General features: G+C 69.9%; 15 protein-coding genes and 4 pseudogenes. 9 read left to right on the top strand and 10 right to left on the bottom strand.

Going from position 1 to position 24,275, the window contains the following annotated elements; all coding sequences use genetic code 11:
- Positions 1–34 precede the first annotated feature (34 nt).
- From OG520_RS35825 to OG520_RS35815, 3 genes are all read right to left on the bottom strand, one after another.
- Positions 35–2,452 (bottom strand): FtsX-like permease family protein, encoded by a 2,418-nt coding sequence (locus OG520_RS35825; RefSeq protein ID WP_406015870.1) that lies wholly within the window; start codon positions 2,450–2,452, stop codon positions 35–37.
- 32 nt (positions 2,453–2,484) lie between these two features.
- Positions 2,485–3,207 carry an ABC transporter ATP-binding protein gene (locus tag OG520_RS35820; protein WP_399334069.1) on the bottom strand — a complete coding sequence of 241 codons (723 nt, stop codon included), beginning with the start codon at positions 3,205–3,207 and terminating at the stop codon, positions 2,485–2,487.
- Between the two features lie 390 nt (positions 3,208–3,597).
- Positions 3,598–4,443, bottom strand: a complete 846-nt coding sequence (locus tag OG520_RS35815) for a BTAD domain-containing putative transcriptional regulator (protein WP_406015869.1) — start codon at positions 4,441–4,443, stop codon at positions 3,598–3,600.
- A gap of 782 nt (positions 4,444–5,225) precedes the next feature.
- Between OG520_RS35815 and OG520_RS35810 the strand changes: the two genes are divergently transcribed.
- The gene (locus OG520_RS35810) at positions 5,226–5,663 is read left to right on the top strand and encodes a hypothetical protein (protein ID WP_406015868.1); all 438 of its coding nucleotides are present in this window, start codon (positions 5,226–5,228) and stop codon (positions 5,661–5,663) included.
- Between the two features lie 124 nt (positions 5,664–5,787).
- On the opposite strand, the gene OG520_RS35805 is transcribed toward OG520_RS35810, so the two are convergent.
- From OG520_RS35805 to OG520_RS35795, 3 genes are all read right to left on the bottom strand, one after another.
- Entirely contained in the window at positions 5,788–7,017 is a 1,230-nt protein-coding gene (locus OG520_RS35805) for a nitric oxide synthase oxygenase (protein ID WP_399334063.1), read from the bottom strand.
- Positions 7,018–7,251: 234 nt separating this feature from the next.
- Positions 7,252–8,472: a 4-nitrotryptophan synthase gene (txtE, locus tag OG520_RS35800; protein ID WP_406015867.1), complete on the bottom strand. Its 1,221-nt coding sequence runs from the start codon at positions 8,470–8,472 to the stop codon at positions 7,252–7,254.
- 11 nt (positions 8,473–8,483) lie between these two features.
- Entirely contained in the window at positions 8,484–8,624 is a 141-nt protein-coding gene (locus OG520_RS35795) for a hypothetical protein (protein WP_406015866.1), read from the bottom strand.
- Between the two features lie 1,432 nt (positions 8,625–10,056).
- Here OG520_RS35795 and OG520_RS35790 point away from each other — a divergent pair.
- The 3 genes and pseudogenes from OG520_RS35790 to OG520_RS35780 all read left to right on the top strand — a co-directional run bounded on the left by OG520_RS35790 (position 10,057) and on the right by OG520_RS35780 (position 12,318).
- Positions 10,057–10,947, top strand: coding sequence for an HNH endonuclease (locus OG520_RS35790; RefSeq protein ID WP_406016643.1), 891 nt, complete (start codon positions 10,057–10,059; stop codon positions 10,945–10,947).
- 59 nt (positions 10,948–11,006) lie between these two features.
- On the top strand, positions 11,007–11,513 hold the full coding sequence (locus OG520_RS35785; protein ID WP_406015865.1) for a DUF3995 domain-containing protein: 507 nt from the start codon (positions 11,007–11,009) through the stop codon (positions 11,511–11,513).
- A 42-nt stretch (positions 11,514–11,555) separates the two neighbouring features.
- Positions 11,556–12,318: pseudogene (locus OG520_RS35780) on the top strand (IS982 family transposase).
- 19 nt (positions 12,319–12,337) lie between these two features.
- Here the strand turns inward: OG520_RS35780 and OG520_RS35775 are convergent.
- Positions 12,338–12,892: pseudogene (locus OG520_RS35775) on the bottom strand (hypothetical protein); the annotation flags it as partial.
- A gap of 123 nt (positions 12,893–13,015) precedes the next feature.
- Between OG520_RS35775 and OG520_RS35770 the strand changes: the two are divergent.
- Entirely contained in the window at positions 13,016–14,413 is a 1,398-nt protein-coding gene (locus tag OG520_RS35770) for an IS1380 family transposase (RefSeq protein WP_406012343.1), read from the top strand.
- 159 nt (positions 14,414–14,572) lie between these two features.
- Here the strand turns inward: OG520_RS35770 and OG520_RS35765 are convergent.
- Together OG520_RS35765 and OG520_RS35760 are read right to left on the bottom strand one after the other, a co-directional pair.
- Positions 14,573–15,112, bottom strand: a pseudogene (locus OG520_RS35765) (hypothetical protein); the annotation flags it as partial.
- A 506-nt stretch (positions 15,113–15,618) separates the two neighbouring features.
- Positions 15,619–16,211: pseudogene (locus OG520_RS35760) on the bottom strand (carbohydrate kinase family protein); the annotation flags it as partial.
- A gap of 597 nt (positions 16,212–16,808) precedes the next feature.
- On the opposite strand from OG520_RS35760, the gene OG520_RS35755 reads away from it, so the two are divergent.
- The 3 genes from OG520_RS35755 to OG520_RS35745 all read left to right on the top strand — a co-directional run bounded on the left by OG520_RS35755 (position 16,809) and on the right by OG520_RS35745 (position 20,724).
- Complete coding sequence (locus OG520_RS35755) at positions 16,809–17,300, top strand: DUF6643 family protein (RefSeq protein WP_406015864.1); 492 nt, start codon at positions 16,809–16,811, stop codon at positions 17,298–17,300.
- A 224-nt stretch (positions 17,301–17,524) separates the two neighbouring features.
- Positions 17,525–18,133, top strand: a complete 609-nt coding sequence (locus OG520_RS35750; RefSeq protein WP_399334049.1) for a hypothetical protein — start codon at positions 17,525–17,527, stop codon at positions 18,131–18,133.
- A 152-nt stretch (positions 18,134–18,285) separates the two neighbouring features.
- Positions 18,286–20,724 carry a right-handed parallel beta-helix repeat-containing protein gene (locus tag OG520_RS35745; RefSeq protein ID WP_406015863.1) on the top strand — a complete coding sequence of 813 codons (2,439 nt, stop codon included), beginning with the start codon at positions 18,286–18,288 and terminating at the stop codon, positions 20,722–20,724.
- On the opposite strand, the gene OG520_RS35740 is transcribed toward OG520_RS35745, so the two are convergent.
- Positions 20,694–23,096 carry a hypothetical protein gene (locus OG520_RS35740; RefSeq protein WP_406015862.1) on the bottom strand — a complete coding sequence of 801 codons (2,403 nt, stop codon included), beginning with the start codon at positions 23,094–23,096 and terminating at the stop codon, positions 20,694–20,696. The genes OG520_RS35745 and OG520_RS35740 overlap by 31 nt on opposite strands.
- 186 nt (positions 23,097–23,282) lie before the next feature.
- Here OG520_RS35740 and OG520_RS35735 point away from each other — a divergent pair, with 186 nt between their 5' ends.
- Positions 23,283–24,119: a DeoR/GlpR family DNA-binding transcription regulator gene (locus OG520_RS35735; RefSeq protein ID WP_399334043.1), complete on the top strand. Its 837-nt coding sequence runs from the start codon at positions 23,283–23,285 to the stop codon at positions 24,117–24,119.
- Positions 24,120–24,275 lie beyond the last annotated feature (156 nt).

Here is a 24,275-nt window from a genome sequence, read left to right as displayed (position 1 = left end):
CCGTCCGCGGCTCGCGCGTGGTCCCGGCCGTGTTCTATTCGCGGATGCCCACGGCTTCGATCGCCCGCCGGCGGGTCGCCCGTCCGGTCGCCCCCGACGCGGTGACGACGGTGACGAGGACACAGAGCGTGACGGTCCCCAGGACCTGCGCCCACGGGATCACAGTCGGCGCGTCGGCCACGAGTTTGCTCAGCGAGACGTGCTGGGTCGCCGCGGCGAGTCCGGTCGCCGCGGCGGCGAGCACCGTGCCGACGACCACCGCCACGGCGGCCTCGGCGGCGGCGACCTTCACGATCTGACTGCGCACCGTGCCGGCCAGCCCGAGCAGGGCGAACTCCCGCCGCCGCCCGGCCATCGCCATGATCAGGGTGTTGGCGACCGCGATCAGCGCGTAGGCCAGCGCGATCCCCAGGATGACCACCGCGGCGTTGTTCGTCTGCTCGGCAGCGTGCGCGCGCTGGGTCTCCAGGTAGGCGCCGTAGGTCAGGACGTGCGCGCCGGAGCCGGCCAGCGCCTGGTTCACCGCGGCCGTCTGCTGCTCGCCGAGCGGCCGGCCCACGCCCGCCGTCGAGTCGAGGTAGACCTGGCTCGGCATCACCGCGCCGGTCAGTGACGCGGACACATAGGTGTCGTCGCCGTTCAGACCGCGCGCGACCACCGCCGCGATGACGGTTCGGACCTTTTCGCCGGTCGGCAGCAGCGTGACCACGTGGTCCCCGGCCGACAGGCTGTCGGACTGGGCCGCGTGCTCGTCGATGACCAGGAAGTTCTCCGGCGGCGAGGCGAGCGAGCCGGAGACCACGGGCGGGGTGATGGCGGTGCCCAGCGCCGCCGCGGGCACCGCGTTGGTGCGCAGCGAGTCGATCTGCTCGCCCTGGGCGGTGCCGATCCGGATGTTCATCGAGGTGACCGGGGTGACCCGGACCCCGGGCACGGCCGTCAGCCGCTCCAGCGTGCGGGCGTCGATCCCTGAACCGCCGGGCACGACGACGTCCGCCGCCTGGACTTCCTGCTGCTGGCGGGCGAGGACCGCGGCGTCACCGGACTTCTGCATCGTCAGCAGGGCACCGACCAGGCCGACGGCCACCACGATCGGCGCCACCATGGCGGCCGTACGCCGCCGGGAGGTGAGGATGTTTTCGCGCACCAGCAGCGGTCCGGCCTTGGCCGAGCCGCGCATCGGGCCGGTCAGCAGCCAGGTGACCGGTCGCAGCAGGATCGGCGCCAGCAGGGTGACCGCGCCGACGTAGAGGACCGGCACCGCCTCGTACTTGCGGGCACTGGCCGCCAGATACGGCTCGGTCCGGGAGATCACGATCCCGGCGACGACTGCGCCGATCAGCATTCCGATCCCGAGCAGCCAGCGGATCGGCGTCATCCCCCGACGCTCCACCGCGCTTTCGCGCAGCACCTCGATCGGCCGGATCAGCGAGACCCGGACGAGGGTGGCGGCCGAGCCGGCCAGCGCCGCGACCACGCCGATGCCGAAGGAGATCAACAGTGGCAGCGGGTTGAAGGGGATGGTGAACCAGGACGGGGCGACGTCGTGGTCGAGCATCCAGGAGCGCAGCGGCATGGTGCACAGCGGGGCGAGGACGCAGCCGGCGGCCGCCGCCGCCAGGCCGATCAGCAGCGCCTCACCGAGCACCATCCGCCGCACCTGCCGTGGCGCGGCACCCACCAGCCGCAGCAGCGCCAGTTCGCGGCGGCGCTGCTCGGTGGCGAAGGCGAAGGTCGCGATGACGACGAACACCGCGACGAACACCGCGAGTCCGGTCGTACTGCCTGCCATCGCCTGGGCGTTGGCCAGCGCCTGGGCGCCGCCGGTGGAGTCGGGGTCGATCCGGGTCAGGTCGTCGTCGCTGAGGACCACGGCCCGGTCGCCCACGAGGGTGGACAGCCGGCTCGCCTTCTGGTCGGTGACCAGTGCGTTGACGCCGGGCGACAGGCGCTCCGCCTCGGCGCCGCTGAAGAAGACCGCGTTCTCGAACCAGAGCGCGTCGGTGGCCCCTACCACCCGGTAGGGGCCGGCGCCCCCGGCGGTGACGGCCTCGGTTCGACGCCCGATCAGCGACTTGGCACCGCCTGTGACGACGATCTCGTCCGCGGCCTCCGGCGCGCGCCCTGCCACGAGGTGGTAGCCCGCGAAGGCGGCCGAGCTCCAGGGGTGCCCGGTCGTCTCCCCGGAACCGGTGCTCAGCCGTACCGGGAAGCTGCGGTCGGCCGTGACCTTCCCTGCCGCGGTCACCTTGGTCACGACGTCGGCGGGCAGTACCGCGGGGGCCTTCATCGGGCGCCCTTCGAAGCCCTGCGGCGCGATGACGGTCGAGGCTTCCTTGAACCGCTGCGGCCCCGGATGCGGCGTACCGAAGGTGGCCGCCAGGGTCAACGTCATCATGCCGATCATCGTCGTGCCGAGGGCGAGGGCGAGGAAGGCACCCACGAAGCCCATCAGACGATGCCGGAGGGTGGCTGCGGCAATGCTCAGCACGGCTTCGTCTCGCTCTCGCCGGGCTCCAACGCGGCCATCCGCAGGGCTACGGACTCGGCCGTCGGCTCGAACAGCTCACCGGTCACCCTGCCGTCGGCGAGGAAGACCACCTGCTGGGAATATGAGGCGGCCACCGGGTCGTGCGTGACCATGATCACCGTCTGCCCGTGCTGCTCGACCACGCCGCGCAGCAGCGCCAGGACCTCTCGCGCGGTTCGCGAGTCCAGCGCACCGGTCGGCTCGTCGGCGAAGATCACCTTGGGCCTGGTCACCAGCGCCCGCGCAATCGCGACGCGCTGCTGCTGACCACCCGACAGTTCGGCCGGCCGGTGCTCGCCGCGCTCGGCGAGACCGACCTCGGCCAGCCCCTTGTCGATCGCCGCCGGATCGATGGCGCGCCCGGCTAACCGGAGAGGCAGCTCGACGTTCTTTCGGGCCGTCAGTGCCGGGATCAGGTTGAAGGACTGGAAGATGAAGCCCATGTGCTCGCGGCGCAGCTCGGTCAGCGCCCGCTCGGAGAGCTGGTGCAACGGCGCGCCGTCCAGCAGGATCTTGCCCGCGTCGACCCGGTCCAGGCCCGCCGCGCACTGCAGCAGCGTCGACTTGCCCGAGCCCGAAGGGCCCATGATGGCGGTGAAGGTACCCGCCGCGAAGTCGATGTCCACCCCGTCGAGCGCCCGCACCTGGTTGTCGCCGCGACCGTACGTCTTGTGCACGCCCTCGAGCCGCGCCAGTACGCCAGAGCCGTCACCCGCCGCCAACGTCCCGGTGCGCGCGTCGCGACCCCGGTCGCCGCGGTTACGATCTGTGATTCTGTTGAGCAAGGACTTGAACCTCTCGGAGCTCTCGGGTGGGCTGGCGTACGGGCGCTCCCGATGTGGGCGCCGCGAAACGCGAATCCTGCTTACTTCTTAGGAGGTCGCTCTATAGTCCCTCGATACACGAACTCCGGACCTGGTTTGAGCCGATCTTGGCCAAGCCTCGCCCTCGGCGAGGTCTGCTCTTGTCCGCTCCCGGTTGTTCGCTCGCTCCCCGCGCGCCCACCCGGCTGACCTGGGGTGCCTGAGCAGGCCCCCCCAGGTCGGCCGATGACACCTGATCAGCCGTCAGGCCAGCCGCCCGGCCGCGTCGAGCAGCACGGACGTCACCGGCCTCGCCTGGGTAGGCACCCGGACGACATCCCCGGTGAGAATTTCCTGATAGGTGTCGGTGAGGACCGGGCTGGGGTCGACGCCCAACTCGTCCACGAGCAACCGCCGCCCCTCGTTGAACAGGCGCACCGCCTCGGCCTGGCGGGCCGACCGGGCGAGCGCGATCATCAGCTGAGCACGGAATCGTTCCCGTAGCGGGAATGCCGCCATCAGACCGGTGAGCTCCGCGATCAGCGCGCGGTGCCTGCCGAGCGCCAGGTCGACCTCGATCCTGGACTCGTGGACGGCTAGCCGCCGCTCACCCCAGGCCAGCCCCTCGGTCTCGGCCAGCCGCTTGGTGCCGTCGGCCAGGGCCTCGCCGTCCCACAGGTCCAGCGCCCGACGGAACAGTTCGGCCGCCTGGACCCACTGTTCGTCGTCCAGCGCGGCCTGGCCGGTCCGGGCCAGCTCTTCGAACTCCACTTGGTCACACCAGACTTGGCTCATATCGATCCGATAGCCCGAGCGCAGGCGGGTGATCGGGACGGTCACACCGAGGCGCTTGCGCAGTCTGGAAGCGTAGGTGTGGATCTGCGCCCCCGCAGTGCTCGGCGGGTCCCAGTCCCACAGCAAGCGGCTGATCTGGGTGTCCGACAGCGGCCTTCCGCCGGCCAGCAGAAGCGCAGCCAGCATCGTCCGCTGCTTGACCCCGCCGAGGGTGTCCTCCCTGCCGCCGACGAAGGCCCGGATCGGGCCGAGAAGACGGATCCGTACGCCCTCACCCGCGGTGGGACCCTGCGCGTCGGCACCCCCCATCGCCATCACCGATCACCCAGCGGGCCGCGAGAGGAGGCGCCCACCCCCTCGCCGGCCGATGGAGATCTCGTTATGGAAATGGCTGCCTGCGATCGTGACATGAGTTCCCCCTGTAGTTCTCATTCGTCCAAAGCTGTCCCGCGGTGGCGATCCCCCCTGGCCGAGGCTCGGGCCCCCGAACTTGACTGAAAACATGGCCCTGAGGGCCAGTGGTAGGCAGAAGGTGTCTGGAGTAATGCCTGATCAGCGCGTATCCACCTGACGAAGGCTCGCACATTGGGCTCGAGGCAGTCTTTTCGTTGAAGCCGTGGCATGTCAACCGAAAATCGTGTCGGAATAGTCGGCACGGTCTGGCTGGACCCGGACTTGACCGTGACCGAAACAGGTGCTTAATGACTTAGGGATCACAGATAAACAACCTGCGCGCGAGCATCGCGCTGACCTGGGACGTCAAGTCCCAGAGCAGACAAGTTAATTCCTCGCGAGCCCTTACGGCCAGGACGCGGCCTGAGGCTCGGCACGTAGTAGAACGAGGGCCACGGCGGAGGTTCACCAGTGGCTCGTAAAGTTTTGCGCTGCGGACCGCAAAGAATGGAGTGATCAGGCAAAGGGAGAACAGACACCGTTGGCCGAAATTAGCCGCTGCCGGAGGTCGGTTGGTGCGGCAACACGATCCGCAGTGAGAATAGCCACTCACTCGAATCACCAGCGGGCAACTACTGGAACGACGGCTATCGGCTCGATATCACCGCTACTCCCCCGCTCGAAGGACCGGTTACGGTTCTCGAATGCTGATGAACCTGATCACTCGGACGCCCGCCCGGCTGGGCCGCGCCCTTCTCGTGGTGGCCGTTCTCCTGTTGGCGTGGACCGTGTACCTGGGCTCCGTCACGGACGGCGAAGTGCAGGCGCAGAACTGGTCGGTGTCCTGGATCGGCCTCGATCTGTTCGAGGTCGCCACACTGACCGCCACCGGCGTGCTGGCGATGCGGAGGAGCCGCGCAGTCTCGCCGGTCGCCGCCGCGGCCGCGGCGCTGCTGCTGCTGGACGCCTGGTTCGATGTGATGACCGTGGACAGTCCCACCGACTGGTACATAGCGTGGGCCATGGCCTTGGGCGTGGAACTGCCCGCCTGTTACGTGATGATACGTCTGTCGAAGACCGCTCTGGACTGGAACGGCGACCCTGGGACAAGTGAGCAGGATCAGGACAGGGCACGGGTCTGATCAAACTTGTCAGCGAGATCCGTCTGTTCCGCGGCCCCTGGACGGGTCCATCCGCACTCGGACGGAATGGACACGCAGGGGCCGCAGGCGTCCGCCCGAAGGAGGAAGTCCTCCGGGACGGTGACTATGTGAGGTCCGGCGTCATGGGGCACTGCCCGCGACCGAGGGCGCGGGCGTGGTCGTCCAGGTGGAAGCCCGGCTGGAGATCGGCCTCGTCGTAGTAGCGGTGGAAGACGGGCGTGATGCCACCGGACACCGGCGGGACGATCCAGCTCCAGTCGGCCGGCACGATACGGCCCTGACTCTCCTCCTTCGCCAGGTGGGCGAGGAAGCGGCGGGACTCGGTGTGGTGGTCGGTGATTTTCACGCCCGCGGCTTCGAAGGAGTGCAGGACCGCCACGTTGATCTCGACCAGGGCCCGGTCGCGCCACAGGCTGCTCTCGCTGCCGGTGTCCAGGCCTAGGTGGCCGGCGACGACGGGCAGAAGGTCGTAGCGGTCCTCGTCGACCAGGTTGCGGGCCGCGATCTCGGTGCCCATGTACCAGCCGTTGAACGGGGCAAGAGGGTAGTCGACACCGCCGATCCGCAGACGCATGTTGGAGATTGCGGGGACAGCGTGCCACCGCAGGCCCAGCTGCGCGAACCACGGGTGGTCGGGGTGGCTCAGGGGCACTTCCAGGACGAGGTCCCGGGGTATGTCGAACAGCTGCGCCTTGTCGTCGGAGGTCTCCACGACCAGGGGGAGCACGTCGAAGGGACCGCCAGGAAGCTGCCAGCCCATCTCCCGTACGACGTCGGTGAAGTCGACGTACGCCGGATCGCCGGTGACACCGCCGTCCGGCCGGCGATGCCCGGCGTAGCGCACAAGTTGGTCGTTCCACACTCTTGGGCCGCGACGGTCCGGGGTGTCGGGGGCGAAGATGGAGATGACGGGTCGCACGCGTCCGCCGTTGGTCGCCAGGCGCAGGTGCTCGCACAGCTCCCGGTGGACCTCGCCGGGTGAAGTCACACCGCGCAGGTCGCGCACGTTCAGACTGTTCCAGTACAGGCGGCCGATGCAGCGGGAGGCGTTCCGCCAGGCCACCCGGGCACCGAAGACGAGTTCCTCCGGGGTGTGCGTGTAGGTGCCCAGTTCCTCGGTCTCCGCGCGCACCTGGCGCAGTCGCTGGGCGAGGGCGACGGGCTGCCCGGGGTTCTCCGTGTGGAACTGGGCGAGGAAGTCCTCGGCTTCCTCCAGATCGGCGGTGCCGCCGACTGGCGAGGCATTGTCGGTGGGCGGCTGCGGCGTGCGGCTGTCCGGGGCGAGGGCTGCCTGGTGAGCGCGGCCGCGCAGCAGCAGGGTCTCGGATTGCATGGTGCTCCTCACGGTGGCCTGTGGGAGTTCGTCCGCCGCCCCTTGGGCGGAGCGCACGGAGTGCTGTGATGCGGAGGACGGCGTGGGCGTCCACCGCGGGCCGCCGAACGGCCGTGAGGAACATGCCCGCTTCGTGTGTGGACGCCCACGGTCGGGGCGGAGCCCGCCAGGTGTCGGCTGCGCCACCGAACGACGGCCGCTGAGACCCGGTGGTTTCGCGGTACCGCCGTCCGGTCAGCCGAGGCTCAGCGGCAGGGACTTGAGGGAGCGGAATTCCAGGTTCGGGTTCCAGGTGGGTTCGCCCGCCAGGCTGATCTTCGGGAAGCGCTCGAACAGCGCGGCGAAGAACCACTTGAGTTCCAGGGCGGCGATCTGCCGGCCGAGGCAGGAGTGCGGTCCCACCCCGAACGTAAGGTGCTTTCCGCTGTTGGGCCGCCCAAGGTCGAACTCGTCCGGCCGTTCGAACACACGGGGGTCGCGGTTCGCGGCTCCCAGGAAGAGGGCGACGTTCTGCCCTTCCTCGATCTTCACCCCGTTCAGGTCGAGTGTCGTTCCTGCCCGGCGCCATGTGAACTGGTTCGAAGCGTTGAAGCGGACCAGCTCATTGACCGCGTTGTCCGCACAGGCGGGGTCCGTCAGATAGCGCTCGATCTGGTCCGGATTCGTCGCGAACGCCAGCATGCCGCTACTGGTGGAGCCCGGGGTGGTGGGTGCGAACAGCGCGATGAGCAGCAGAACGAGCTGATGGATCGTCTGCTCGGGCGTGGAGTCGACGTTTTCGGCCTGGGCGGCGGCCAGACGCGCGATGACCGTGTCGGGAAGGACCGTCCCGCGCTTTCCTTGGATGAGTTCCAGGGCGTAGGTGTGCAGATCCGTGAGGTGCTCGAGCAGCAAGTCGAGCTCCAGCGGCTGGTCCTGCGGGCCGGACCAGTAGGTCATGAGCGTGTCGACCCGCGGTATCACGAAGTCCAGGTCCACCTGGGGGACTCCGAAGGCGTGGACGGCGGCGTTCACCGGGAGCTTGGCGGCCAGCGCGGAAACGGCGTCGATCTTCTTGGTGTCATCCGGGACGGAGGCGACCAGGTCGTACGCCACGCGCTTGATCACCTGGCTGTAGTGCGCATGGGCCTCGCGGGTGAAAGCCGCGTGGGTGGACCGCCGCAGCGCGGTGTGGCGTGGAGCGTCGGTGTACATCATGACGTTCTTGGTGAACTGGTGGTAGATGTTGTCCGTCGGCAGTGAGCGGCCGTCGAACTTCGCGTCCAGCACCCCCTCCATGCGCTCGGCCTTGAAGCGGGGGTCCTTCAGCGCGCCGGCGCAGTCGTCGTACCTTGTGACGGCCCAGGCGTTCAGGCCCTCGCACCAGTGGACCGGCTCGTGTTCCGCGAGGGCGGCATAGACCGGGTACGGGTTGGGCACGATGCTCGGATCCGACAACGGCGACGATTCACTCATGGGAAAACCTTTCAGGTGGAGAGGTCCGGGAAGACCGCTTGGGCCAGTGACGAGTGGTGGGCGGCGTCCTCGGCCAATTGCTGTGCCGCCCGTACGGCCTTCTGCGCCGCTGTGAGGGGGAGGCGCTCGAAGGCCGGGAAGTTCTCATGCATGGCTGTCCTTCGCCGGCCGAGCGGGATGGAGCCGCCCCAGCGCGGCCAACAGCACGGCGGCTAGTTCGTACGGCCCCCTTCGGTGTGGAAGTGGTTGCCGATGAAGGCGTGGTGCTCAAAGCCACCGAGGGCGTGCCGCGCTCATGTCTTTGCGTCCGCGGCTCCGAACCTGTTGTGGCGTCGTCCGAGAACGCCCTGATGGGGCGGGTGAGCGGCGCACCAGGAACGCGACGGTAGTCGTCGGCGACGAAGAGTCCCCGCAGTGGTGAGGGGTGACGCGGCCGTAGGTGTCCGGCCACCTCGAAGGCCGGTGGCGCCCACGCTGTGGCCCACGAACGCGGTGGGCCGGTGCGGCAGGGGGCACCACCACCTCGGGAATCTCCGCCACCATCGTGGCCATGTCCGGAATGAGCGGATCGTCATGGCGGTCCTGACGGCCTGGGTACCGCATGGCCGTCACCCGTACGCGCGGCCCGAGCAGCGCCCACAAGTTCCGGAGAACGGCGTGCGGGAAGCAGATCAGCCGGACGGTCGGGGGCGTCTGCCTTTCGGCCACCGGCTGCGGCCGGAACACGCGCAGCCAGGGGAGTACTTTCGGCGTCTCGTGGGACATCGTGGTTTCCGGTCTTCAGTGCGCGGTCAGGTCGTGGAGGCCGGTCATGGCGACGGCGACCTCGGCGAGGGGCCTGGCGGCCTCGTCGCCAGGGCCGGCCTGGTGCCATCGGTCCACCTGGTTGAACCAGTCCTCCGCGCCGGCCGCGGGGGCCGCGTGGTAGCGGGACGGTCCTGGGCGACGTGCGGGCCGCCGTCCGCCTCCAGCTCCCAGGCCGCTCCGGTGGCGGACAGGAACTCCTCGGCCTCGTCGCGGTCGTCCCTCACGAAGGACTGGTGCCGGCTCTTGCCGAGTCCGCAACTGTCGTGGAGGTTCTGGCTGTATCGGACGCCGCCTGCGAAGGCCTCGCTGAGCTCCGCGTCCAGCGCCTCCAGCCAGTGGACGCTGTGCTGGGCGTAACTCATCTCGTTCTACATCGAGACGGTGTATTCGGTCGGGGCACGGACCTTCTTGCCGACCTCGATTCGGGACGAGTTGCCGTGCACGTGGACAAGCCGGCGAGGCAACAGCTGGTCCGGCACCTCATCGTGCCGGTCCGGGCCGAGTTGACGCCGATGCCCCGGAACACCAGCGCCCTCTCGCGGACGAGCAGCTCCTCGAGTCCGTCCATTCGCCGCTGACGGCCGACCAGTCCCTCTGCGGTCGCCGCTGCTCCGACGTCCCCGGGGCCGATCACCATCGGCCGCCAGTTCGGGTCCGCGCTCACGTCTCAACGCCTCCGCTCGTTGCCAATGGTGTCACTGTGGCGGCGACGGCTATTTCTTTCCGGTACGGGCTCTATAGCCCGGGGCTCGCAGGCTCCGTCCGGCGGAACCGGCACTGGTCGATCACGGGTGGCGAGTACCACTGGTTCGCCGGGAAGCGCACCGGCGAACCAGTCGAGGGGACCATCCGACGCGGGGATCCGCTCCGCCACGTATCAACAGCAGAAGGCCAAGCGACGTCAATTCCGCCCGCAAGCTCAAGCATTGGTACCAGGACTCCTGCCAGATATGCGCCACCACCCTGGTCCTGCCCTCACCCCACCACCGCTACAGCGAAGCGGCTCATATCCGGGCCCGAGAGGACGGCGGACCCGACCTCACCGAGAACTTGCTGTGCCTCTGCCCGAACTGCCACGTCCGCTTCGACGGCGGAACATACGTCCCGACCGACGACCTCACTGTCGTCGACACTGTCGAGGACCGCCCGGAAGTCAAGCTCAAGCCCCATCAGTGGCACTACATCAATCCCGCCTACGTTCGCCACCACCGCCACCGCTCGACCAGCCGCAACCCGCACCTCCTATGGTGGGGTGACGGTTTCGATGCTGTCATCGGAGACGGCTGTATCTCGACGAGTGCTGGGGAGTTCCTGCGACGCCTGGCCGGGGTCGGTCGGCTCACCATCGCCCCGATTTCGCGCGGCTTCGGTCATTCCCGGTTTCAGCTGCATTTCACCCCCCACCTACTCGCCGTGGATCAATCAGGTCGAACGGTGGTTCGCCGAGCTGGAACGGCGCTGTCTCGAACGCGGAGTGTTCTGCTCCCTGGACGAGCTCAAGGCCGCACTGGAGAACTGGGTCAAGGTCTGGAACGACCGGGCCCGGCCCTTCAAGGACCAAGACCGCCGACCGGATCCTCGACCGGATCTGCCGCTACTGCTCAGCCGTCTCCGAACCGGATCACTAGACGCATGAGTCCGATGTGTTCGGTCCCATGTGGTGGCTGACTGGATGGTGGGTGTGATGGTTTCTCAGCAATGCTGGCGGCGGCGCGTCACAGCAGTGCATGCTCCTTGCCATGTATGAGGATCCGCAGGGCAGGACAACGCCGGGGTTGTGGGGGCGTATCGCGTGCGCCTGGGCGGTCGCTTTCGCCGCACTTCATTTTTTCTGGGCGCTGGGCGGCAGCTGGGGCCTCAGTGTCTCGGCGGGGCCCCTGGCCGAGGAACGCCCCGGGTGGTTCGTGGCTGTGGGCTTGTGGGGCGTAGGGTTGCTATGCCTTGTCGGCGGGGTGCTGGGATGGCTTCTCGCCTGGCCGCGGCCTCGTGGCCGGGCAGGACGGATGGTCAGGGCCCTGGGCTGGTGTGCCTGCGCTGTGCTGCTGGTGCGCGGCATCTCCGTCGAGGTGCTGCTGCTGACCGACACTGCGGGCCAGGGCATGGACGTAAGCCCGGAACAGCGGCTGTGGACGCTGCTGTTATGGAATCCCTGGTTCCTGGTCGGTGGTCTCGTCTTCGGTTTGGCCGCACGGGGGTCCGGAAAAGCGGAGGGCCTGAGTAGCGGCGCCGCCTGACGGTGCCTCGGGGCGCGCGAAGAGGGTGTCCGAGATCGTTCTGTGACGAATGAACCGGACACCCTGCTGACGGCACTGTATGTGAAAGTCGATGACGAGCTGGAGGCAGAGCGATGGATGGGCCGCCCGCCGCAGTTGAGCGATGCCGAACTGGTCACGCTCGCCGTGGCACAGGCACTGCTCGGCTTCCGCTCCGAAGCACGGTGGCTGCGGTACGCGCGCAAGAATCTCGCCGTGATGTTCCCGTACCTGCCGCAGCAGTCCGGGTACAACAAACGTCTCAAGGCCGCGCTGCCGCTGGTCAAGAAGGCGATACGGATGCTCGCGGTGGACACGGACTTCTGGTTCGACAACCACTGGATCGCAGACTCGACACCTGTGGGGGTGTGGGCTTTCGCGACCTACGGTGAAGCGGTCGGAAATGGCCGGCTGGGCCGGATACGGGTACTGCGCCTCGCACTCGAGGTTCTTCTGGGGCCTGCGCCTGTATCTGGTCTGTACCCCGACCGGGTTTCGCCTCCAAGGAGTTCGAGATGGACCTCGCGATGCGAGGGATCAACCTGCTGCGGCCCTCCTTCGAGCGGAAGAAGAGGCGCAAGGGAGAGTCCCTCCTCAAGCCCACTGACCGAGTCCGCGAAGGACACGCTCAAGGGCCAGCTGGACCTGGAACAACACGGCGGGCGGACCTTCGAGGGCGTCGCTGTCCGGGTCGCCCAGCGCAATCCTCGCCTTGGCCGCCGCGATCTGGCGTAACCACAGGGCCGGCGCCTTGATCACGCGGTCGCTGGTTGCGTTCGATCACTGAACACATCGGATTCATTCGTCTAGGAGCGGGTGGCGGTCGCGCAGCTGTTGCCCGTGGCCGCCCTGCCGTTGCTCGTGTCGATCGGCTTGCTGCGGTCGTACGGATCGACGTGGTGGGCCTCGCCGGCGGGCTGTTCGTCGGCCGTGCCGAAGGGTGGCACGAAGTAGCCGGTCGGGGCGGAGCAGCCGCCGTTGGTCATGTCGAGTGCGTACGAGACGAGGGACATCGTGCCCGGTTCGGTGATGACTTTGGCCGGGTCGTCCCAGCTCATCACCACCTGGCGCCGCACGATCGTACGGAGGACCTCGGCGTCCCGCCCGCCGTCGCCCGTCGGGGTGACCGGGTATACGAAGGTGACGTCTGCCGTCACCTCGACCGCCCCCTGTTTCCCCTCCTGGTATGTGAGCCGACCGCGCGTCTTGACCACGTCACCGACCAGCCGGGACTGCTCCGGTTGGAAGCGGCTGAACAACAGCAGCGGGTCGGTCTTGTCCGTGGGCGCCGTCGACGACAGGGCGGTGCGGAGATATTCCTGGATGTCCTTCTGATGCGGGTTCAGCAGCGCGATCGCCTTAGCCTTGATCCACCGATGAACAGCCGGTCCAGGGCTTGGACATGAAGGCGCGGATGCCCTCTGAGCTGGGACGATGGGACTTCCTACGGTTCGATATCCACAGAGCAAGAGAGCACCCGCGAGATGCAATCTTCCCATGCCGCGTCGGCGGTGTCGGCCGCGTTCGACGATCAGAATCTCATCGCGGATGCCGGGCTGGTCCCGGTGATGCGGCTGGCCGAACGGTGCGGGCTTTCGCGCCTGGTGTCGGAGAAGGTGATGCTGACCGGGGCGGCAAACGGTGCGGGTGCAGCAGCCGACGCCAAGGTCACCAGCATCGTGGCAGGCATGGCCGCAGGAGCCGACAGCATCGATGACCTGGACATGCTGCGCCACGGTGCGATGCCGACCGTGTTCCGAGAGGTCCGTGCCCCGTCCACACTGGGCACGTTCCTCCGCGCGTTCACCCACGGTCACGCCCTCCAACTGCACGCGGTGCACCGCAGGTTCCTCGGCGAACTGGCCGCGCACACCCCGCTGCTGCCCGGCTCGGGCGAGAAGGCGTTCATCGACGTCGACTCCACCCACAAACGGGTCTACGGCCGCACCAAGCAGGGCGCCGAGTACGGCCGGTTCAAGGGCATCCGCACCCTGCACCCCCTGCTCTCCACGATCTGCACCCCTACCTCGCGGCCGGTGATCGCCACCGTGCGGATGCGCCGCGGCAAGGCAGCCGACTCCCGCGGCGCCCCGAAATTCGCCGCCGAGGCCCTGGCCACCGCGGCCGAGGCCGGCTGCACCGGCCTACGCGTCCTGCGCGCGGACTCCCAGTTCTACAACGCCGGGGTCATCGCCGCCTGCCGCCGCAACGGCGCCCACTTCTCGATCACCACGGGCATGAACCCCTCCATCAAGCGGGCCATCCACAGCATCCCCGACACCACGTGGCAGCAGATCACCTACCCCACCGCAGTCCCCGACCCAGAGACCGGAGAACTCATCTCCGACGCCGAAGTCGCCGAGATCCCCGCATACACCGCGTTCACCGGGCGCAAGAAGAGCGAGCAGGTAACGGCCCGGCTGATCGTGCGCCGGGTACGCGACCTGGCCAAACCGCCCACCACCGGCGAGCAGGGCGAGCTGTTCCCCATCTGGCGCTACCACCCGTTCTTCACCGACAACCCCGCCCCAACCCTCCAGGCCGAGCGGGAACACCGCCACCACGCCGTCGTCGAGCAGGTCATCGCCGACAGCAAAGCCTCCGCCCTGGCCCACCTGCCCTCGGCACACTTCCACGCCAACGCCGCCTGGCTGACCCTGTGGGCGATGGCCTACAACCTGCTGCGCGCCGCAGGCGCTCTGGCCGGCGCCTTCCACGCCAAGGCCACCACCGCCACCCTGCGTGCTCACCTGGTCCACGTTCCCGCCCGGATCGCCCGCTCCGCCCGGCGCCTCACCCTGCACCTACCGCAGCGATGGCCCTGGCAAGACGCGTGGGCACAACTGTTTGCCACCGTCCACGCGCCGCCCGAGACACCCTGACGCCACTCCCCACCCCGCCCGCCAGGGCCCGACCCAAGCCGAATCGTGGAAAAGCTGGGCAGACCAGCGGATACACCCTGTCCGCACTCAGCTGACAGTCCGAGGCCCCGCCCCAAAAACCCTCGCAGATCATTTCGAAACCACGTCGGTGAATCGAGGCTTAGTGGGCCGCTCGCCGCGCAGCACGCGGGAGTCGAGCCCCGCGGCCACCAGGAAGTCCCGGCTCTGCCGCAGTGTCCGCTCGACCTGGGCGGCGTCCATCCAGCCCGTCGCCTTGGCCGGCGGCACCGTGATACCTGCCGCTCCGTCGGCCCAGCGGGCGGCAGGCGAACCCCGGAAGGGTTCGGCGAGCGTAGGGGGCAGGTCCCGCTCGGCGCCGGGAGCCTCCCGCGGGCTTTCCGACTCGGCGGCCAACGGCGCCCCGTCCTGCCCACCGTCGTTGCCACCGAACCAGCCGACGACCTGCTGCGGAAAGAGCCCCACGACCAGGAGGGCCACGACCGCCACCAGCCCGGTCACGTACCAGCCTGTCCTGCGCCGGGGCCGGGCCGGTGAGTACGTACGCCGGCCTTCCGGCTGCCCGGAGCGCTCCCGCAGCCGCCGCTCCACCTCACGGGCGCGCGCCGACGGCTCCACCGGGGCCCCGGCCGCACCCGTCACCGATTCACGGAGGAAGCGCTCCCACTCCTCTTCGGACACGGACGACCCGTCCTGCCCCCCCAGCCCCGCTCACACCGCACTCCCGTTCCCGCTCGATGGCTCGATGACTCGATGACTCGACCGTCTGATCAGTTGACTGTGCACCGGTCAATCGAGAGCCGCCCGTATGATCGCATGAGCAAGCCGCCGGCCTGCCGGGGCGGTAGGTGAAGTGTCAGGTCGCCGCGCTGTCCGCCAGCACAGGCGTGGGCGTGACATTTGACGACAGAACCTGTCGGTTGGACGACGCTGCCGTTCCAGTGCTTGACCGGTGCCTTGATGTCGGTGCCGTTGCTGGTGAGGGTGAAGAGCGACGTGATGAACTTGCCGTCGGCCGACTTCCCCGCGTCGTGGAGGGCAGCTACGTCCTCCTTGCCGTCGGCGTTGAAGTCCCCGGAAGTGACCTGGCTCTCCTGGGGGCAGGGCGCGGATCTGCTGGATCCATTCACCGAGGTCGTCCAGGCGGGTCTCCACGGCGCCGCTGCAGGTCTCGTCGGACCCGAACACGCCGTGACGACCACGGTGTCAGCACGGCCCTCGCGGAGGATCTCCCGCATCAGGGCGAAGGTGCCTTCGTCTTCGCCCGTGCCCGCCGCGCTGAGGAGGACGAGATCGGAGCGGAGTGCGAACTCCCGGGCATGGTCTGCCAGTCCGTCCCAGTCGTACAGGTCCGTGGAGACGGGAACGCCGAGCTCCTCGATGTCGTCATAGAGAAAACGGGCGAAATTCATGATGGACAGGTGAACGTGACGGGTACGCCGCAGCCTCGGCAGACAGAAATCCCGGAGCATCCTCAGATCGGCCGGGTCGCGGGCATCGTAGAACGACATCCGGCGTCCGGTCGCATCCACCAGGTTCACTGCCCGGCGGGTGCCCGCTGAGGAAATCAGCGGGGCAAACTCCACATCCCCCGCGGCCAGTCGCTCGCGCACCTGAGCACCGATCCAGTCGTCGCCGATGCCGAGCAGGAGTGCGACCTCAAGTCCGAGCGCCCGAGCGCCGAGGGCCACGTTCCCTCCGGTGTGGCCCGGCCATTCCTCGATCGGCCGACATGGACCGAGTCGGCGAGCGGGACAGGCAGGGCATCGACCCGCACGATGGTGTCCACCCCACTGCCTCCGACAACCAGGACGTCGTACTCCGTGTGCTGTCGGGCCACCTCTGAGCCTTTCTGTTCCCGCGACAGCCCAGTATGCCGTGGACAGGAGCAGCCGCCTACAGCCGTCTGCCGCCACCGCTGTCGTGGGCAGCACGGGTCCCTGGGGTGGCACGGGGGGACGTGGACGTGCAGCTACGTGTCGTCCGGAATCGGTGATGAACACACAGGCCGACTCGCTCCACGAGTGGGGCCGCTCGTCGTCCGGACCGCCTCACGCAGCCGGCCCGGCACCCGGTCCGCCCCGGTTGCCACCACCCGGCGAGCAGCTCGCGGTGGGCGCGGGTGTACTCACGGAACTCGGAGTGCTCGCCCACAGAACGAGGACGTGAGGCAAGGGGCCACCGCCGTTCCAGATCTTGCGGGGGCGAAGAAATTCTCCATAAGCGTGCTCATAGGGCCCTCCAACGAAAAGGCCCCCTCAACCAACGAAAGCTTTATCGATGTCTTAGCAGGTCAGGCGGACAGAACCAGCGTAAAACGGATGACCCCAAGATTGGGACTCCCCAACCAGCACATCGTGGGCTTAACTTAGGTGTCATGACCTCCCCCCGCTCCACCTACGGCGGCGGCTACTACGCCGCACCGTCGTTCCCCGACACTCCGATCTACGACTCCCTGGTCGCGGAGCGGGGCACCCCTCAGATCGCTCCGATCCGAGTGCCTGCCGCCTATGACACCGGCAACAGCTATCTGCCGGCGCTCCCGGCGGCGCTGCCGGCTCTTCCCGCGGCACCTTCCCAACCCGGTCCGTCGTACGGCTACCAGCAGCCGCCGGCCCAGCAGGGTTACGCGCCGTTGCAGCCCGCGCCGTTGCAGCACGCGCAGTTGCAGCACGCCCCGGCGCCGTACATCCCGCAGCAGCCGACCGCGGCCCGTGGCGGGTATCAGGCGCCCCATCCGCAGCAACAACAGCGGCCCGCGCCGGGCACGGGTTACGAGGCGATGCGTCCGGCGTCACCGCGCCCGGCCCCGGCGCCCTCGCCCTACGAGGACCCGTACAACCGCCCGTACCAGGGCCGGGGGTACTGAACCGACGATCACGCACGGTCGCGCGAAGTCGTCGTCGAGCCATGGGGACTCGACGGCGACTTCGGCGTTCCCGCACCGGACGGTCCGTCAGTCCGGCCCGGTGGGCGGGAACTCACGGAGGTGGTCCGTGCGTTGACCGGGGTGAAGTTGCTCTCTCTTCGCTCCTTCCGCGCGCGAAGCGTGCCGTATCAGGCTAAGACGGATACGGAAGGGGGTGCAGGACTGTGCGAGCGGTTACGGGTGTGTGGCGCTGGCGGCACAATCCCCTGCGCCGCGCCACTGACCGGCGCGAGGCATGGGTGGCTCTTGTCGCGTTGCTCCTCATGGTGCTGGCGGCACCGGCACTGGGCTGGGTGTGCGGGGCGCACACCGACGACGCCCTGCAGAAATCGGTACGGGCCCAGCGGGCCGGGCGTCATGCCACCACCGCGGTCGTGGTGCGGCGGTCACCGCGAGCGCCGCGCGTCGTCGCCGATCCCGAAATTTCCTCGGAGCGCGGCTCGCAGACCTCGGTGGTGGCGCGCTGGAAGGCCCCGGACGGCACGAACCGCCGCGGCACCGTGACGACCTCCTCCTGGAAGACCGGCCCCGGTGCCGAGGTGGAGATCTGGACGGACCTCGACGGCCGCCCCGTATCGCGCCCCATGGACGCTCCGACCGCCCGCACCCACGCCGTGCTGGCCGGGTTCGGGGCGATGCTGCTCACCCTCGGACTGATCGAGGGCGTCCGACAACTGATCGTCCGGCACATGGTGCGGGGGCGGTACACCCGGATCGACCGGGACTGGGCCGAGACCGGTCCGGACTGGGGCAGGACCGGGACCGGCAGCTGATCAGCTGCTGATCGGGGCAACTCCCGCCCGCCGCGCGCGCTACGGTGGACCGGCCCGCCCGCTTTCCCGGTGGGCGGTCCCGGGATTCGCCGCTGCCGCAAGGCCGGTGACACGGGCATCACGCACGCACGAGGTGGGGGCACAACAGCGCCATGGCACAGGGCACGGTCCAGGTGACGCACACCGGCACATCGCGGTGGCGGCGCCGCACAGGCGAATACGCCTCCCTCACCGCAGCCCTGGAGGCCGCGGCCGACGGCGATGTCCTCACCATCGCACCGGGCACCTACCGGGAGAATCTGGTCCTGCACCGCGCGGTGACCCTGCGCGGACCCGAGGGCTCCGTCGGTTCCGTGCGGATCGCGCCGGCCGACGGCGTGCCGCTGACCATCCGCGCCTCCGCCGTCGTCTCGGACCTCCATGTGGAGGGCCAGGACTCGACGGCCCCCGCGCTGCTGGTCGAGGACGGCGCAGCGGAGATCGCGGACCTGCGGATCGTCACGCGTTCCGCCGCCGGGATCGAGGTGCGCGGCACGGCCCGGCCGACCGTGCGCCGCTGCACGGTCGACAACCCCGCCGGGGTCGGCATCGCCGTACTCGACGGCGCGGGCGGCGTGTTCGAGGAGTGCGAGGTCGTCTCCGCCGGGCAGTCCGGCGTCTCGGTGCGTGACGGTGCGCATCCGCGGCTGGATCGCTGCCGGATCCACCACGCGTCGGGCGCGGGTCTGAGCGTCACCGGAGAGGGCAGTGCCCTGGAGGGTGTCGGCTGCGAGGTGTACGAGATCAAGGGCAGCGGGATACAGGTGACCGCCCGCGCGGCCGCCCACCTCACCGACTGCACGGTGCACCGCACTTCGGCGGACGGCGTCACGCTCGACACCGACGCCGTGCTGACGCTCGCCGACTGCGACATCCACGACATCCCGGAGAACGCGGTGGATCTGCGCTCCCGTTCGGTCCTCACCCTGACCCGCTCCACGGTGCGCCGCTTCGGCCGCAACGGCCTCTCGGTCTGGGATCCCGGCACCCGTGTCGACGCCAACCAGTGCGAGATCCATGACAGTACGGGCGACTATCCGGCGGTCTGGGTGAGCGACGGGGCGACCGTGATACTGGACTCCTGCCGGGTCCACGACGTGCCGGACGCCATCTTCGTCCTCGACCGGGGCTCGCGCGCCGATGTCGTCGACAGCGATCTGTCGCAGGTCCGCAACACCGCGGTGTCGGTGAGCGACGGGGCGACCGCGCAGCTGGACGACTGCCGCATCCGTGAGGCGTCCACCGGCGCCTGGTTCCGCGACCACGGCAGCGGTGGCACATTGAACAACTGCACCATCGACACGGCACAGACCGGAGTGATCGTCACCAAGGGCGCCGACCCGACGATCGAGCGCTGCACGGTCACCTCGCCCGCCGAGGCCGGTTTCTACGTCTCCGCCGAGGGCCGCGGCACGTTCGACAGTTGCCGGGTCACCGGCAGCGACGGCTACGGCTTCCATGTGATGGACGGTTGCCGTACGACGCTGACCCGTTGCCGGACCGAGCGGTGCGCACGCGGTGGATACGAGTTCGCCGAGCCGCCCGCCGCGCACGGTGACGGCCGGGGAACCGGCCCCGTCGTGGAGAACTGCACGAGCGACGAGAGCGCGCTGCGCACCCCCGCTCCCCCGGCGCCCACCGTGCTGACGGCGACCCAGTCGGCCCCCGGGCTGCTCGGCGGGGTCCCCGGGCAGCGGGCCGTCGAGCCCGCCCCGGCCGATGCGCCCGCCACCGAGCCGGCGCGCGCCTCGGACGCGGTGCTCGGGGAGTTGGACGCACTGGTGGGCCTGGACAGCGTCAAGCGGGAGGTGCGCGCCCTCACCGACATGATCGAGGTGGGCCGCCGGCGCCAGGAGGCCGGGCTCAAGGCCGCGTCGGTCCGTCGCCACCTCGTCTTCACCGGCTCCCCCGGCACCGGCAAGACCACCGTGGCCCGGCTGTACGGCGAGATCCTCGCCTCGCTCGGAGTGCTGGAACGGGGCCATCTGATCGAGGTGTCCCGCGTCGACCTGGTCGGTGAGCACATCGGCTCGACCGCCATCCGTACGCAGGAGGCCTTCGACCGGGCGCGCGGCGGGGTGCTGTTCGTCGACGAGGCGTACGCCCTGTCGCCCGAGGACTCCGGCCGGGACTTCGGCCGGGAGGCGATCGACACGCTGGTGAAGCTGATGGAGGACCACCGGGACGCGGTGGTCGTCATCGTCGCCGGTTACACCCACGAGATGGAGCGGTTCCTCACCGTCAACCCCGGGGTGGCGTCACGTTTCTCCCGGACCATCACCTTCAGCGACTACGAGCCCGCCGAGCTGCTGCGGATCGTCGGGCAGCAGGCCGACGAGCACGAGTACAGCCTGGCCTCCGGGACCGGGGAGGCGCTGCTGAAGTACTTCACCGAGCTGCCCAAGGGCCCGGCGTTCGGCAACGGCCGCACCGCGCGCCAGACCTTCGAGTCGATGGTGGAGCGGCACGCGGGACGGGTCGCCCAGCTCGCCGAGCCGAGCACGGACGACCTCACCCTGCTCTACCCCGAGGACTTGCCGGAACTGCCTTGACTCCGCGGGGCCTCGGAGCCGTCCTCCCCGCCGGCCTGGCGCGGCAGGACCGGGTCGAGCCGCTCCAGCAGCGCGGCCCGTTCCTGGGCGAAGACCGGGTCGGCCTGGTAGTCCGAGTGCCCCAGAACGGCTTCGGGCAGCGGATGTTCGGGGGTCCGCCCGTAGACCAGGGGGTCCTTCAGCGGGCCGCGGTCCACCTCGGGCCCGGGTCCCTCGTCGAGCCGGACCCGGCCGCCGATGGGGTCGGTGGCCCGCCACAGATTGCGCCAGCAGTGCACGGACCGGTGCAGCGCGTGCAGCGGTCCCGGGCCGAAGTAGGCCGGGAACCAGCGGCCGTACAGTCGCTCGATCGGCGAGCCGTAGGTGAGCAGGGCGACCCGGCTCCGGGTGTGGGCGGGCAGCTGCCAGACCGCGGACGCCGCGAGGACGCTGCCCTGGGAGTGCCCGGAGATGACGAGCCTGCCGCGGGTGAGCCCGGTCCAGCCGGACATCCGGGACGCCAGGTCGGGGACGGCACGCTCGGCGTAGCAGGGCGGCGCGAAGGGGTGGGCGGCTCGTGGCCAGAACGTACCGACGTCCCAGAGGATGCCGATGGTGCGCCGGGCCGAGGCGTCGCGGTAGGCGCGGCGGCCCCAGGTGACGAAGAGTATGAAGCCGAGTCCGACCATCCAGGAGCCGGTCGACTGGGCGGCCTGGGCGACGGACTCGATGAACGGGCCGTTGCCCTTCATCGCGAGACCCGGCACCTCGCCGCTCACCCAGGCCCCGCAGACCGCCGCCGCGCCGAGCAGCAGGGTGGCGCCGCAGACCGGGCCGAGGATCCAGGGCGCGGAGTCGGTGAGGGCGGCCGCGGCCTGGATCCGGGCGATCTGCCGGGTCCGGGCGGGGTCCGGCCGTTCCTCCTCGTACTCCTGGTCGATACGGGGCTCCAGGGCGCGGGCGGCCAGCCAGGTCCGTACGAGCAGCAGGAGGGCGGGGACGGCCAGCAGCACCAGGAGCACGGGGATGACGGAGGCCTGCCAGCTGAGCAGCACCGGCGGTCCCTCGATGACGGAGCTCCTGCCCATGCCGGGGGTGCCGGGGCCGTCGAGCCAGTCGGCGACGCGCTGGGAGACCCCGCCGCTCATGACGCCGCCGAGGGCGCAGGCGAGCATCGCGACCACGGGCCCGCCGAGGCCGTACATGACGGTGCGGGGTTCGGGGGTCCGGCGGTACAGGCTCAGCGACACCACGGCGAGTACGACGACGAGTACCCCTTGGCCGAGGGTGATGACGCTGAAGGCGAGGTCGCCGGGCAGGGCACCGGCGGAGACCCAGTCGGGACGGGACCAGGCGGCGTACGCCGCGGCGAGGACGAGCAGGGCCAGGGCCGCGCCGGGCAGATAGGTGATGAGGGCACGGTCGAGGCGGTTGTCGCGGCGTCGTTCGCTGCGGCCGCGGCGGCAGACCACCCAGAGCACGACGATGCCGCCCAGGACCAGTGCCGCCTCGATCAGCCGGCCGAGGATGCCGGGTACGGGGCCGGCAGCGGCGCGGTCGTGGCGGGCGGCTGCGCCCGCGACCGACGCGGCGACGGTCAGGAATCCGGCGGCGGTGTGGGCGGCGCGCAGCCGGGCGACCAGGCGGCGGCCGTACCAGAATCCGGGCCGGCCGAGGGCGGGGCGGCCGAGGGGCGCGGTGCCGGTGGTGTCCGGTGCGGGGGCGGGCGCCGGGTCGAGGTCGTCGTCGTCCGGTTCGGTTCCGGTCAGCGGGCGCTGTGATTCGTACGCGCTCCAGGTCCGGTTGGACAGGAACCAGAGGAGCGCCACCAGGGCGGTGGGCACCAGTGCGGCGAGGGCGAGCCTGCGGCCCGGCTGGGACCACCAGCCGCCCTGCGCCGTGGACAGGAAGCCGAGCCAGGACCGCTGGTTCGAGCAGTCCGGCACGCCCGCGCACTGCCAGGCCGTCAGATCGAGCGCGACCTCGCAGGCCGCCGCGGTCAGCAGGACCGTGAGGCTGAGCGCGAGGAGCCGGACGAGGACGCCGTACAGGCGCACCGCGCGGGTGCGGGACCGGGCGGTGGGGCGCATCCAGTGGGCGAGGTTGACCACCATGAACGGGAGCAGCAGCAGCCACAGGGCGCGGGAGCCGTTGCCGGAGGTCAGGTTGGACCAGCAGTAGGCCTCGGGAATGGGCCGGTCGCGGTACCGCTCCGGGTGCTGTTCGGCGTCCGTGTCCTCGGCCCGCCGGTAGATGGCGGCGGTGGCGTCGCCGGTGAGGCGGACCGTACGCGGATCGTCGAGCATCTCCTGGGGGGTGGCGCCGCCCACGCCGTGGACCAGCAATTCCAGCGCGGGCCCCGGACTCTGCGGGGCCTGGGTGGCAGGTGGCACTGGAGTGACTCGCTCTCTCGGTTGTGGGGGAGTGTTGACGCGTGGTCATCAGAATCGTGGCAGCGGGCCGGCGGCCGCGCCTCTCTCACGGAATCTCCCCAGTGCGGCGGCAGGCGACACCGCGTGGCAGGATGACCCCGTTCGAAGAGACTGCTGCACGGCCAGAAGGAAGGACCGGACCCGGCGTTGAGCGAGAATCAGAACCTGCTCGCGGAGCAGCGGCGCGCCCTGATCCTCGACGAAGTGCGCAGGCGCGGCGGGGTCCGGGTCAATGAGCTGACCCGCAAGCTGAATGTCTCCGACATGACGGTGCGCCGGGACCTGGACGCGTTGGCCCGTCAGGGGGTCATCGAGAAGGTGCACGGCGGGGCCGTTCCGGTGGTCGAGGCCAGTACGCACGAGCCCGGGTTCGAGGCGAAGTCGGCGCTGGAGCTGACCGCCAAGGAGGACATCGCGCGAGCGGCGGCGGCCATGGCGGTGCCCGGCAGCGCCATCGCGCTCTCCGGCGGCACGACGACGTACGCGCTCGCCCAGCAGTTGCTGGACGTACCGGATCTGACGGTGGTGACCAACTCGGTGCGGGTCGCCGATGTCTTCCACTCCGCCCAGCGGTCGGGGGGCGCGGCCGGAGCGCGGCCCGGGGCCGCCACGGTGGTGCTCACCGGCGGGGTGCGGACCCCTTCGGACTCGCTGGTCGGTCCGGTCGCCGATCAGGCGATCGCCTCGCTCCATTTCGATGTGCTGTTCCTCGGGGTGCATGGGATCTCGGTGGAGGCCGGGCTCTCGACGCCGAATCTGGCGGAGGCCGAGACCAACCGCCGTTTCGTCCAGTCGGCCCGGCGGGTGGTGGTGGTCGCCGACCACACCAAGTGGGGCACGGTGGGCCTGAGTTCGTTCGCGACGCTGGAGCAGGTGGACACGTTCGTGACGGACGCGGGGCTGTCGGACGCCGCCCGTGCGGAGATCGAGGAGCATCTGCCGGGCCTGGTGGTGACGGGCCGCACCGCGGACGGCGGCGCCTGAGCCGCCGGACCGTGCGCGGGTTCCGCTCGGCTCGCGCCGGGCGGTGCGCGGGGCCGGGACCTTGGCGGCCAGGGCCTGTCCGGCGGATCAGGGTCGGACAGGGCGCGGCGGCTGGTGCGGTGCATCGCAAGGCGCCGGAGCGTCCTGATAGCGGAG

Source organism: Streptomyces sp. NBC_00984, assembly GCF_045162475.1.
Lineage (GTDB): Bacteria > Actinomycetota > Actinomycetes > Streptomycetales > Streptomycetaceae > Streptomyces.
Note: the sequence above shows the minus strand (reverse complement) of the source record. Positions and strands in the feature narration are given on the sequence as shown.

What these genes read in the sequence shown, in the direction of transcription:
- OG520_RS35825 (WP_406015870.1), bottom strand. Translation starts at nt 2,452, where the DNA reads ATGGGCTTCGTGGGTGCCTTCCTCGCCCTCGCCCTCGGCACGACGATG.
- OG520_RS35815 (WP_406015869.1), bottom strand. Translation starts at nt 4,443, where the DNA reads ATGGCGATGGGGGGTGCCGACGCGCAGGGTCCCACCGCGGGTGAGGGC.
- OG520_RS35810 (WP_406015868.1), top strand. Translation starts at nt 5,226, where the DNA reads ATGCTGATGAACCTGATCACTCGGACGCCCGCCCGGCTGGGCCGCGCC.
- OG520_RS35805 (WP_399334063.1), bottom strand. Translation starts at nt 7,017, where the DNA reads ATGCAATCCGAGACCCTGCTGCTGCGCGGCCGCGCTCACCAGGCAGCC.
- txtE (WP_406015867.1), bottom strand. Translation starts at nt 8,472, where the DNA reads ATGAGTGAATCGTCGCCGTTGTCGGATCCGAGCATCGTGCCCAACCCG.
- OG520_RS35795 (WP_406015866.1), bottom strand. Translation starts at nt 8,624, where the DNA reads ATGCATGAGAACTTCCCGGCCTTCGAGCGCCTCCCCCTCACAGCGGCG.
- OG520_RS35785 (WP_406015865.1), top strand. Translation starts at nt 11,007, where the DNA reads ATGCTCCTTGCCATGTATGAGGATCCGCAGGGCAGGACAACGCCGGGG.
- OG520_RS35770 (WP_406012343.1), top strand. Translation starts at nt 13,016, where the DNA reads ATGCAATCTTCCCATGCCGCGTCGGCGGTGTCGGCCGCGTTCGACGAT.
- OG520_RS35755 (WP_406015864.1), top strand. Translation starts at nt 16,809, where the DNA reads ATGACCTCCCCCCGCTCCACCTACGGCGGCGGCTACTACGCCGCACCG.
- OG520_RS35745 (WP_406015863.1), top strand. Translation starts at nt 18,286, where the DNA reads ATGGCACAGGGCACGGTCCAGGTGACGCACACCGGCACATCGCGGTGG.